The following is a 12609-nucleotide window of genomic DNA, read 5'->3' on the forward strand; positions in this document are numbered from 1 at the left end:
AATCGTATTGTCCTTTCTGCTTATTTGTGCGTTGGTTATCATACTGTTTTTCCTGTAATTTATTTTCATGTCACCGACGGCATGACAACAATGGTGCCCGATCCGTCCAACAGCAAATCCATCTATAGTTATTTTATACTATTAGCTATTTCACCCCATTGTTAACACGCTGAATTTTACTCAAAGGCGAACTCTTCTATGCGCATATCAGCCTGTTTGTTATGTTCATTCACCCTTCTTGCGCCAACGGTTTGGGCAGATACCGTTCCCAGCGCTGAGCAGCAAAAGCAAATCCTGTTTTTTAACCATGATGATCGCGATAAAGTTCCTGATGTATCTCAATGGCCCTGGCAGGCCATCGGCCAGTTAGAAACCGCTGGCGGTAATCTCTGCACGGCAACACTGATTTCGCCACATCTGGCACTTACCGCAGGACATTGCGTGCTTGCGCCTCCAGGTGTCGCCGACAAACCCATTGCCTTGCGCTTTTTACCTACCGGCAACGGCTGGCGCTATGAGACCCACCAGATTGTAGCGCTAACCAACAGACGGCTGGCCAAACGGCTGAAGGCCGACGGAGACGATTGGATCGTTCCTCCCGCTGCGGCACCGTGGGATTACGCGCTTATCCGCCTGAAACAGACGCCTCCCGATATCAAACCATTACCGTTATGGTCAGGCTCGCTGGGGGCATTGAAAATCGCCTTGGCACAGGCACACCAGCGCGTTACTCAGGCGGGTTATCCGGAAGATCACCAGGAAACACTATACCGGCACCAGAATTGTCTGATCACGGGTTGGGTACATAAGGCCGTGATGTCGCATCGGTGCGACACTTTACCGGGCGACAGTGGCTCGCCGTTGATGTTGAAAACCCCCGGTGGCTGGGTGTTAGTGGGGATTCAGAGTTCCGCTCCGGACGCCAGTGCCCGAAACCAGGCAGACAACCGTGCCGTGGCCGTTACCGCTATTCGTCAACAATTAGAAACGTTGTCTGAACGCGCATCCCATTGAGTCAGTTTATCGGCGTTTCCTGAACAGAAAACGCCCTTTTTCTGAAAAGTGGTTACCGTATCTGCCCGTCCAATGGCATGAACGGGGATGACCGGAACCGGGGAAAAACCAGGTTTAAACGTCAAGCTGCTCCATCGCTTGCAGGATGCGTTTATCAGAAATGGGGTAAGGCGTACCAAGTTGCTGGGCAAAATAGCTGACCCGCAGTTCTTCAATCATCCAGCGAATCGCTTTTACGTCCTCATCATCCCGACGTTCCAGCGGCAATTTGTGCAACCACTGCTGCCAGGCCCGCTGAACCTGTTCGATTTTCAGCATCTGCGCCCGATCACGATTAATGTCTTGTGCCAGTTTTTCCAGCCGCCGTTCAATCGCCCGCAGATAACGCAATACATCCGGCAAACGCTGCCAGCCATTTTCAGTCACAAAGCCGCGGTAAACTAACCCATTAAGCTGGGTTTTGATATCACTCAGCGCCAGCGCCATGGTAATGTCTACCCGCCCTTTCAACCGTTTGTTGATGGCAAAACCTGTCGTCAGGATCTGCTCTACTTGCCTGGCAATATCCACCACCGTGTCATTTAGCTCGGCACGGACTTTGTCATGCAACCGCAGATAATCCTCTTCTTTCCACACCGGTCCGCCAAACTCCCTTATGAGCATATCCACACCACAGGCAATGCAGTCATCAATCAGATCCAGCACCTTGCCATAAGGATTAAAATACAATCCCAGCTTGGCTTTATTGGGCAACTTTTCATGTAGATACTTGATAGGGGAAGGAATATTCAGCAGTAACAATCGCCGCAACCCTCGCGACATCATTTGTTGCTGCTGATGTGGTGTATCAAACAGGCGAATTGCCACGCTGTCCTTTTCATCCACTAACGCCGGATAGGCTTTCACCGCATAACCACCGCGTTTCTGCTCATAGCACTCGGGCAGGTGGTCAAAACTCCAGGTATGCAGATTATTTTGCTCAATACCCTCATCTGCCACAGCTGATAACGTTTGCTGTACCTTGTCTTTCAACTGTTCCTTCAGATTACTCAAGCTTTTCCCTTCCCGCAGAGTACGATTCTTTTCATCTAGCACGCGGAAGGTCATTTTAAGATGATCGGGCACCTGATCCCACTGCCACTCTTCACGAGGAACCGTCACGCCGGTCATCAAACGTAGTTCTCGTTCCAGCGCGTCCAACAGCCCTTTTCCCAGTGGTGTTACCCGGGCCAAAAACGCCTCAGCGTAGTTAGGTGCAGGCACAAAGTTGCGTCGAGTTGGTTTTGGCAGCGATTTAATCAGTGCAATCACCAATTCACGCCGCACGCCGGGAATCTGCCATTCAAAGCCGTCTTCTTTCACCTGATTGAGAATCGGCAATGGAATATGCACCGTAACGCCATCGGCGTCAGCCCCTGGTTCAAACTGATAGCTCAGCCGCAATTTAATATTATCCTGGTGCCAGAAGTTGGGGTAATCCAGCGCACTGACGCTATCCGCACCGTCCTTGATCAGCATATTCTTTTCAAAATTCAGCAGATCAGCATCCGTCTGGCTGGCGGTCTTCCACCAGGCGTCAAAATGACGTGCGGAAATGACATCATGTGGAATCCGTTGATCGTAAAACGCAAACAACGTTTCATCATCCACCAGGATGTCGCGACGGCGGGATTTGTTTTCCAGCTCCTCTACTTCAGCCAGTAGCTTCAGATTGGCGCGGAAAAATACATGCCGTGTCTGCCAGTCACCTTCAACCAACCCGTGGCGGATAAACAGCTCACGGGATAGCTGCGGGTCAATGGAGCCATAATTCACCTTGCGTGCCGCCACGACCGGTAAACCGAACAGCGTTACCTTTTCCTGAGCGATGACCGCACCCTGTGCTTTCTCCCAATGTGGATCACTGTAACTGCGTTTAATCAGATGCTGGGCCAACGGTTCCACCCATTCCGGTTCAATACGCGCGGCAATCCGCCCCCAGAGCCGGCTGGTTTCCACCAGTTCGGCCACCATGGTCCACTTGGGCGGCTTTTTAAACAAACCGGAGCCAGGGAAAATCACAAACCGGGTATTGCGTGCACCGCTGAACTCCGGCTTCTCCATATCTTTCTGTCCAATATGGGAAAGCAACCCGGAAAGTAACGCACAGTGAATGCTGAAGTAATCGGCAGGTTCGCTGTTAACCGGTAATCCCAGCTCTTTTACGACCTGACGCAACTGGGTATAGACATCCTGCCACTCACGCACTCGCAGGTAGTTCAGGAAATCGGTACGGCACAACTTGCGGAATTGGCTGGCAGACAACGCTTTCTGCTGCTCGCGCAAATAATCCCACAGTTTCACAAATGACAGAAAATCAGACTCCTTATCGGCAAAGCGCCGATGTTTTTCATCTGACACCTGCTTCTTATCCAGTGGGCGCTCACGCGGATCCTGAATCGACAAGGCAGCAGTAATAATCATGACTTCACGGACACACCCCATCTTGCGAGCTTCAAGCACCATACGCGCCAACCGTGGATCGATAGGCAACTGTGCCAGTTGCTGCCCCTGTTGTGATAAATGGTAATGCCCGTTTTCTCCGCTTTGGATCGCGCCCAGTTCTTCCAGTAAACGGATACCATCTTGAATATTGCGTTTATCCGGCGCCTCGACAAATGGGAAAGCGGAAATATCGCCCAGCCCCAGTGACGTCATCTGCAAAATGACCGACGCCAGATTGGTACGCAGAATTTCCGGATCGGTAAATTCTGGTCGTGAAAGGAAATCCTGCTCCGCATAAAGCCGGATACATATGCCAGCCGCTACGCGACCACAGCGGCCCTTCCGCTGGTTAGCCGATGCCTGTGAAATGGGTTCAATCGGTAGGCGCTGCACTTTGGTGCGGTAACTGTAACGGCTAATACGTGCCGTGCCGGGATCAATGACATACCGAATACCCGGCACCGTAAGCGAGGTTTCCGCCACGTTGGTGGCAAGCACAATGCGGCGACCATGATGCGACTGAAATACACGATTCTGCTCCTGATTGGATAGACGCGCATACAAAGGCAAAATTTCAGTATGGGGTAAATCCAGCCGGGTCAGCGCATCGGCGGTATCCCGGATTTCGCGTTCACCACTCATGAAAATCAGGATATCACCCGGCCCCTCGCGTCCCAGCTCATCCACCGCGTCGAAAATCGCTTGCAATTGATCGCGCTCACTGTCTTCCGCATCCTCCACCACCGGGCGGTAGCGTACATCCACAGGATAGGTACGTCCGGAAACCTCAATAATTGGTGCCTGCCCGAAATGACGGGAAAAACGCTGAGGATCGATAGTGGCCGACGTGATGATGATTTTTAGGTCCGGACGTTTGGGCAGAATCTGCCGCAGATAGCCCAGAATAAAGTCGATATTCAAACTGCGCTCATGCGCTTCATCGATGATGATCGTGTCGTATTGCATCAACAGCCGATCCTGCTGGATTTCCGCCAGCAAAATACCGTCGGTCATCAACTTGACCAGCGTGTTATCACCCACCTGATCATGAAAACGTACTTTATAACCTATCGTGCCGCCCAACGGTGTTTCCAGCTCAGCGGCAATACGATCCGCCACCGTTCGTGCCGCCAGACGACGTGGCTGAGTATGACCAATGAGTCCCGTGATGCCTCGCCCCAGTTCCAGACAGATTTTAGGTAACTGGGTGGTTTTACCCGAACCGGTTTCCCCCGCCACAATCACCACCTGATGGTCGCGTATCGCCGCCAGAATAGCCTCTTTCTTCTGGCTGACCGGCAAAGCGTCGGGGTAAGTGATGACAGGCAGAGACGCGCGTCGGTTCTCCACCCGCTGGCGGGCGACAAGAATTTCTCCCTCAATCTCCTGAGCAATCGCCGCCTGAGCTTGTGGTTTTGCCACTTTCATCGCGCCTTGCACACGGCGGCGCAAGCGTGGTTGATCGCGTAGCATTAACGTATTGATCTGAAGGCTTAATGCATTGAGAGGTGATTTCACGGTGCGTTCCTTAAATACTTTTCTCTGTCGCAGAGCCGGTTACGGCGGTAATGCGGCGGGCATGGTATCACATTGGTGCCACGGGCTATAACACAGGGAGAAAATGCTCATTCAATAAAATCGAACAAAGCACTCGAAATATTCAGCTATCACGCCATCGACAACCTACCTATTATGCCTCTATTCGAAGACATATTCTTCGTGACCTTCAACAAGACAAGGAATTGGCAATGAGTAAAGTATTAGTTCTGAAATCAAGTATTCTGGCCGACTTCTCTCAGTCAAACCAAATGGCTGACCACTTTACTGCTCAATGGTTGGCGGCTCATCCTGGTGATACCATTACCGAACGCGATCTGGCTGCTGAGCCAGTGCCGGTACTGGATGGAGAACTGGTCGGCGCCATGCGTCCTTCCGATAAACCGTTGACGCCACGTCAGCAGGAAGCCTTGACGCTATCTGATGCGCTGATTACCGAACTACAGGCCCATGATGTCATTGTCATGACTGCACCGATGTATAACTTCAACATTCCCACCCAGCTAAAGAATTACTTTGATCTTATTGCCCGCGCTGGTGTGACATTCCGCTACAGTGAAAATGGCGTTGAAGGCCTGGTGAAAGGCAAACGAGCGGTGGTACTAACCAGCCGCGGCGGTATCCATAAAGACGCGCCAAGTGACCTGCAAACCCCGTATCTGCGCTTGTTCCTCGGCTTTATTGGCATTACTGACGTTGAATTCGTATTTGCAGAAGGTTTTGGCTATGGTCCGGATGTAGCACAAAAGGCCCTGCAAGACGCGAAAGACCAGTTGTCCCAGTTGGCAACAGCGTAAACATCATCATTCATTACCCCCCATTTTTTATTGTACTTTGGTAATTTATTGCGCGCCTTTATCAGGCGCGCTTTTCTTTACCACTTCTCTGACTTTGGTGTCTGATTTTTCCAACATTTGGGCGGCGTCCTTATCCACCTTGATATGTATTTCATGATCAATTTTGACATTCATGTTAATCGTGATCGGCTCTTTGGACGCCGCCAGCTCAATCCGGGGCATGCATCCGGTAAGCCACACTATAGACAGTAATAAGGCAGCACAGACCTTTCTCATAGCATGATTCCTTAGTTATTATTCCGTCAATTGCTGTCCCAGAGCATCCTGCAAATTATCCCCAAAGCGCAGACTGCGCCATAATTGAAAAATATTCTCCTGATGATGGTAGTTCAGTATCACTTCCCGCCTGGCATTGCTCAGGGAACTTTTACCACGAATATGTGATTTCAGAAGCAACCAACCCTGTTTATCCACATCAATACTGGCTGAGAAACGATCAATTTCCAAATAGCGCAGCCACTCTACAGCCATCGCATCGGTCAAACTCTTTTTTGCAAGTTCATCGGCCAGTTGTTGATCCAAGCGTAACGTCAACGCACCATCATTAGTAAAAAAGCCATGTTGGACCACGGTTGTTGGATACGTAAAATCAAGCGGTAATATGCCACTTACACGACCAGACATCGCGACTTTTTTAACTTTCAGTACGGTAAAAAGCTCACTCGTTTCAATATGTTCGGCCCGTAGGATAGCCGCTTCATGTTGTGGAATACGTAACGGAGAGAGCGAGATATGCCCACCCAGTACATCCATATCCACCTGTGACAACGTCAACGGATATCGGTCACTGTAGGGATAATAGCCAGAAAGCGTCATCAGGATATTCTGTATATGGAACAGGTTATTCAGGGTACCAACCCGTAATGTGACTGGTTGTTTAACCCCCAGTTGCCAGCGGTGATCATGAAACCGATAAGGCAGAATAAAATTCACGCCGCTGACATCACCGTCCGATATCCACGCCGCTGCATTTTTCACTACCCAGTGTCCGCCAGCGCTAAATCCCTGTCCACGGGCAGCAGAAAATGCCGTCTGAGCATAAAATTTACCGGACCGAAGAGTGATTTTCCAATCTGCGGGTAACAGCGGCTGGAACACCCGCAGTGGTTGTGCAGGCCACCAACCGCTACCGCGTAATCGCTTGCCATCCCAACGGCCAGACAAGGTCACTGGACCTATGTCATTTGCCTGTAACCGACCTTCCCATTGAAAATCATCCGGCTCACGCCCTTTAATATTCAGCATCAAGGTCGCTGGCGGCAATGAACTCGCCCCACCGAAGTCCACCTGTTCAGCCACCAGTCGTAATGCCATTTGTAACGATTTTGCAGTTTTGTCCCGTTGCCAATGCAACGGTTGCACCAGCGTCAGCCTCGGTTTGACAACCGTAATAGCGCCATAGTGAATGTGATCCAGCCCGCAGGACAGCGCACTGACTTCAAGCAACGAATCTTTCCAGTAACCATGCCCCGCGATATCCCAGTGTCCCTGAAACGGCAGCAATTCCCCCTTCCCCCAATAACGCCATTGCCAATTACCGTTATCCGGCCAGAAATCGTGCGCCACGCCATCAAAGTGGAGTCTTGATCGCCCCCAATACGCATCTCGCACCCGAACAATCGCTTGCAGACGGCCACTGACCCCCGCCTCACTCACTATTATGCCTGCCAGTGGCCAGCGGGCTTCTTCCAGCGTCATATCTGGCTTTAACTTTCCCCAGGCTCGTAGCAACGCACCGGGAAGAATGGATAACGCTGGATTAAGCACCGGGCCACGCAGAATCCCTGGCAACGATGCCGAGAAAGACACGGCTTTTAAATTGGCCTGACCAGTGAGTTGAAAACGCAGATTACTATCGACCATCCCCAACGTGCCAGGGCCGAGTACCAGTACCGCATTGGCCTTACCATTGTGTCCTTGGGTAAGTATATTGATACGCGCTTCAATGCGGGTATGGTTTATCCCTTGCTGCCAGTCCGTCAGTGTCATGGCAACGCCCCCCGACACCGGCTGAACGCCATAAGGCCAGTGCCAACGTCCATTGGTGACCTGAATTCTGTCGGCATCCATACTCCAGGGCAAAATCAGCAACGGTGTCTTTTCGCCCACCGTTCCCAGCGTCAATTCGCCGTGATTATTCTCCCAATGTAACGCCACCGTTACCGGCTCTGACAATTGCAGCGGAACCATACTTCCTTGTAAATGCCCCTCAACGGGTAACTGATTCAGTAACGTAGCCAATTGTAAGGTGCCACTAAGCTTCACTGGCGGCTGTCCCTGATAAGTAGCAACACGACCTTCACGCAGTGTCAGTGATTGCCCGTTGATATCCGCCAATAACCGCAGCCGTTCTCCCTGAAAATCCACCGTCTGCTGTTCAGCCCGGCTCTTTAGATGCAATGCGCCGTTGTCATTAATCCAGGGAGAGAGTGAAAAATGATGGATGGCGACATCAGCTAAAGGCAGACGCCGCTGCCACTGCGCCAGCGACGCAGGGGTATGGTGATCCACCTCAGGCAAGTATTGCAGACAGGTCGCATCGACATGCAGACGGTCTATCGCCAACGCCCATAAACCCTGCCGACGGTGCAAGCCGATGCCCTCCACCGACAGAAACCGACATTGCTGGAAATTGACGCTAAAACCCGGCAGATAGAGGCCTTTCTGCCAGCGAGGAGGTGAATCGATAATGACTGACGTGCCAGTTGGCAACCAGAACGCCAGCAGCTGTGGCATCCAGTGCGGCAACGATAACCACATGGTAATCAATAACAAGACCAAACTGGCTAACAGGCCAGTCGGCAGTATAAATTTCTTAAACATCAGGAATTATTCCGCATGGTTATTATTTTTGGCACTGTTCCATCCTCGCCACGTCTACCCTTTGGCACGAAGTACCCATTAACTAGCCTCTACATTAACCATTCAGCTCACATTTCACAGCAAAATACATACATCTAACTCACTCGCGAGTGGTAAAATTTTACATATACACAGCAATTGAAATGGGTCGTTCTTATATTTCACTTTTGTCGTTACATAAATACGCCAATAGTACGTCACTTTTCATTGAGGCTATCACTGTTGTAGTTACCCGGACGGTATCTGTCACCTCAATAACAGAATCACCATCAGGATATGCACTATAAAGGGATTAAGTAATGCGCAAAAACTATCCTGTCAGCCAACATCAGTATCCGTTGGATGCCAGCACCAAATTAATGTCCGTCACCACACCTGACAGCCATATCATCTATGCCAATGCAGATTTCATTAAGGTCAGCGGTTATCAGTCCGACGAGTTAATGGATCAACCGCATAACATTATCCGCCACCCAGATATGCCACCATTAGCCTTTGCTGATATGTGGAGTACGCTAAAGGCAGGGAAAATCTGGACGGGTATTGTAAAAAACCGATGTAAGAGCGGCGATCATTACTGGGTAAAATCCAGTACGACTCCTCTGAAAAAAGAGGGGAAACTGATCGGCTACATGTCAGTACGCACAGCCGCATCATCAGAAGAGATCCAGCAATCAGAAACACTCTACGCTATGGTCAACGAAGGAAAACTCCGACACCGGACTTTCCATTGTGGCCTGTTGGTTTATCGCGGACCATTAAAATGGCTGAGCATGTTCAAAACCATGCCGTTGCGCTGGCGTATTCGCAGCTATTTTGCCCTGTTAGGCCTGTTGCCACTGACAATGGTGTTTTCTCTATTGATCCATACACCACTGATATGGATGCTGTTTCCGTTGTTGATAATCTGTAGCGGTCTTTTTTGTGAGCTACTGGTACTGCATGTTGCCAAACCGATTGAACGGATTCTGGAACAGGCAATGAAGTCAGCAGCCGGACAGGCGGATAATCTGGTGCAACTCAATCGTGCAGATGAAGTCGGTATGTTGATGCGAGCGGTAAATCAGTCCGGTATGAACTTTCGCACTTTTGTGGATGACGTGAATAATAACCTGAATGCGTTGAAAAACGCCTGTAGCGAGATAGCCCAGGGCAATAACACGTTAGCGGAATGTTGTGAAAAAACCGAGGAAAACCTGCAACAAACCGCAGCATCCATCGAGCAACTCACCGCCACCATCAAAAGCAATGCCGAAGCGTCAGTCCGGGCCTCAGAATATGCCGAGGACGTTAATCAGGTAGTGAATGCTGGTGAAAAAGCGGTTTCTGAAGTCGCCAGTACCATGGATACCATTACCCAGGCCAGTGAGCGAATTACCGATATTATCAGCGTACTGGATAATATTTCCTTTCAGACCAATATATTGGCTGTTAATGCCGCCGTAGAGGCGGCACATGCTGGCGAACAGGGAAAAAGTTTTGCCGTGGTTGCCAGTGAGGTTCGTTCACTGGCGCAACGCAGCGCCAATTCAGCCAAAAACATTGCTGAACTGATTGACGACACACTTAGCAGTATCCGGACCGGCGATCAACAAGTTGCCCACACCAATAAGTCGATGGGCAATATTCTGACGAAAGTGCAACAAGTTACCCGTTTAATGAATGAGATCAGCATGGCCACCAAGGAACAATCACAGGGACTCAACCTGATTAATGACGCGGTAAACAAGATTGATGCGCTAACCCATCAGAACACGGCATTAGCCAGTCAATCAAACTCCGCCACCGGTCACTTGCAACAACAGATCTCCACAATGGCGCAAGCGGTGTCAGTGTTTAGTACCCCTCATTAACATACGACTGCCCCACTGGTATAAACTGCACATATCAGTGGGCACATTCAACCCATTACCTTCCAGTTCACCTACCGCCATTTTGCAACTTGAATGATTTGGGGTATAAATGATGGAATAGCAAAATCACTCACGCTGCTATTATTTTTTTTGGTAAAAATTTAAGCAAGATAATCTATTATGGATATTAATCACTCCTGATTTATTAAAATAATAAACATTATCATTTGAGTACAGTAATGGGAAAAATGAATAACAAACATGAAAATTAAACAGTGTATGTCTATTTATCAGTCGGCATTTTTTACTTTCGTGTTTGGTGTCTATCCTTGCCATTAATGAATTCAATTGTTAGCTTATTTTAAAACATTGAAGTTAACACTTGCCCAAAGAATAAGGATTGAACGATGCGTAAGAATTTTCCAGTCAGTGATATTCAGTATGTGTTAGATGAAAAAACAAAACTGATGTCGGTGACAACACCAGACAGTCATATCACTTATGCCAATAGAGATTTTATTAAAGCTAGTGGTTATGACTTTGCTGAGATCATCGATCAACCACATAATATCGTGCGTCATCCAGACATGCCGCCCGCTGCATTTGCAGACATGTGGTCTACGCTCAAATCTGAAAAAATCTGGACGGCAATAGTGAAAAACCGTCGTAAGAATGGTGACTACTACTGGGTAAAAGCCAGCACGACACCGTTGATTAAAAATAGAAATATCGCAGGATATATGTCAGTACGCACGACGCCGTTGGCACATGAAATAAAAGAAGCCGAAAGTTTGTATAAGAACATAAATGAAGAAAAATTAAAAATCAGAGAGTTATATCAAGGGCTGCTGATTTATAAAGGCCCATTGAAATTGTTAAGTTTGTTTAAAATTATTCCCGTGCGCTGGCGTATACGAGTTTACTTTTTTACTTTCCTATTATTTGCGCTGGGACTCTTAATCTACGTCTTTCCTGCCAACATCGTAACACTACTGTTTGCCTTATTTCTTTCTATTGGGGCTTTAGCTACCAGTGAATTATTGGTACAACATTTGGCCAGACCACTGGAGAGCATACTAAAACAAGCGATTAAAGCGGCTTCCGGGCAAGCCGATCTTAAATTTGAACTTAAACGCGTTGATGAAGTTGGAATGCTGTTACGTGCGGTAAATCAGTCCGGAATGAATTTTCGTACCTTTGTTGATGATGTTAGCGGACAACTGGCCGAGCTACGTACCGCCTGTGCCGAAATAGCCAAAGGCAACAATATGTTAAGCCAAAGTTGTCAGGAAACCGCAGAAAATCTGCAAAATACCGCGTCTTCCATGGAAGAAATCACTGCCACTATCAAAAGCAATGCCTCTGCCACCCAACTGGCGGAAAACTTTGCTCAGGAGGCTAATCAGGCCGCAGGTGCTGGAGAAGAAGCCGTCCAGGAGGTGGCCCAAACGATGAAAACCCTCATCCATTCCAGTCATGAAATCAACAATATTATCGGTGTACTGGATAATCTGTCATTCCGTACCAACATTCTGGCGCTCAACGCCGCAGTAGAGGCAGCCCATGCCGGAGAAATGGGTAAAAGCTTTGCTATTGTGGCGGGGGAAGTTCGCATGCTGGCAGAACGCAGTGCTTCATCAGCGCGAGATATTGCCAGCATCATTCAATTAACCATCGATAACATTAATAGTGGCGACCGCATGGTTGAACATACGTCGAAATCCATGAATCACATTCATCATCAAGTGCAACAAGTAAACGAATTAGTGAAACAGATCACCCATGCGACACAGGAGCAATCTATCGGGATGAGTCAGATCAATGATGCAGTGAACAACATTGACGACGCTACCCGACAAAATACCACCCTTGCCAGCCACGCCAGTACTGAAATCGAACGTCTGCAAAGCCAGATCACTACCATGGCGGAAGCGGTTTCAGTCTTCAGTAACACACATTAAATCATTTTCCTTTCTCATCAT

General features: G+C 49.0%; 7 protein-coding genes. 4 read left to right on the forward strand and 3 right to left on the reverse strand.

The genetic code is table 11. The features are described from left to right. Positions 1-198 precede the first annotated feature (198 nt). Positions 199-1014, forward strand: coding sequence for a serine protease (locus tag PCO85_11975; GenBank protein ID WJV51983.1), 816 nt, complete (start codon positions 199-201; stop codon positions 1012-1014). Between the two features lie 114 nt (positions 1015-1128). Here the strand turns inward: PCO85_11975 and hrpA are convergent, their stop codons facing one another. Beyond that, positions 1129-5016: an ATP-dependent RNA helicase HrpA gene (gene hrpA, locus PCO85_11980; protein WJV51984.1), complete on the reverse strand. Its 3888-nt coding sequence runs from the start codon at positions 5014-5016 to the stop codon at positions 1129-1131. 230 nt (positions 5017-5246) lie between these two features. Here hrpA and PCO85_11985 point away from each other — a divergent pair, with 230 nt between their 5' ends. Next, complete coding sequence (locus tag PCO85_11985) at positions 5247-5852, forward strand: FMN-dependent NADH-azoreductase (protein WJV51985.1); 606 nt, start codon at positions 5247-5249, stop codon at positions 5850-5852. Between the two features lie 45 nt (positions 5853-5897). Here PCO85_11985 and PCO85_11990 read toward each other — a convergent pair whose 3' ends face one another. Together PCO85_11990 and PCO85_11995 are read right to left on the reverse strand one after the other, a co-directional pair. Beyond that, positions 5898-6128: a YnbE family lipoprotein gene (locus PCO85_11990; GenBank protein ID WJV51986.1), complete on the reverse strand. Its 231-nt coding sequence runs from the start codon at positions 6126-6128 to the stop codon at positions 5898-5900. 18 nt (positions 6129-6146) lie between these two features. Further along, positions 6147-8735 carry a YdbH family protein gene (locus PCO85_11995; GenBank protein ID WJV51987.1) on the reverse strand — a complete coding sequence of 863 codons (2589 nt, stop codon included), beginning with the start codon at positions 8733-8735 and terminating at the stop codon, positions 6147-6149. Positions 8736-9073: 338 nt separating this feature from the next. Here PCO85_11995 and PCO85_12000 point away from each other — a divergent pair, with 338 nt between their 5' ends. Together PCO85_12000 and PCO85_12005 are read left to right on the forward strand one after the other, a co-directional pair. Then, positions 9074-10627, forward strand: coding sequence for a methyl-accepting chemotaxis protein (locus PCO85_12000; protein ID WJV51988.1), 1554 nt, complete (start codon positions 9074-9076; stop codon positions 10625-10627). Between the two features lie 407 nt (positions 10628-11034). Continuing rightward, positions 11035-12588 carry a methyl-accepting chemotaxis protein gene (locus PCO85_12005; GenBank protein ID WJV51989.1) on the forward strand — a complete coding sequence of 518 codons (1554 nt, stop codon included), beginning with the start codon at positions 11035-11037 and terminating at the stop codon, positions 12586-12588. Positions 12589-12609: the final 21 nt, after the last annotated feature.

The organism is Prodigiosinella aquatilis, from assembly GCA_030388725.1.
Classification (GTDB): Bacteria; Pseudomonadota; Gammaproteobacteria; order Enterobacterales; family Enterobacteriaceae; genus Prodigiosinella; species Prodigiosinella aquatilis.

Excerpts from the sequence above, each read along its gene's own strand:
- PCO85_11995 (WJV51987.1), bottom strand. The coding sequence starts at position 8,735 with ATGTTTAAGAAATTTATACTGCCGACTGGCCTGTTAGCCAGTTTGGTC.
- PCO85_11990 (WJV51986.1), bottom strand. The coding sequence starts at position 6,128 with ATGAGAAAGGTCTGTGCTGCCTTATTACTGTCTATAGTGTGGCTTACC.
- PCO85_12000 (WJV51988.1), top strand. The coding sequence starts at position 9,074 with ATGCGCAAAAACTATCCTGTCAGCCAACATCAGTATCCGTTGGATGCC.
- PCO85_11975 (WJV51983.1), top strand. The coding sequence starts at position 199 with ATGCGCATATCAGCCTGTTTGTTATGTTCATTCACCCTTCTTGCGCCA.
- PCO85_11985 (WJV51985.1), top strand. The coding sequence starts at position 5,247 with ATGAGTAAAGTATTAGTTCTGAAATCAAGTATTCTGGCCGACTTCTCT.
- PCO85_12005 (WJV51989.1), top strand. The coding sequence starts at position 11,035 with ATGCGTAAGAATTTTCCAGTCAGTGATATTCAGTATGTGTTAGATGAA.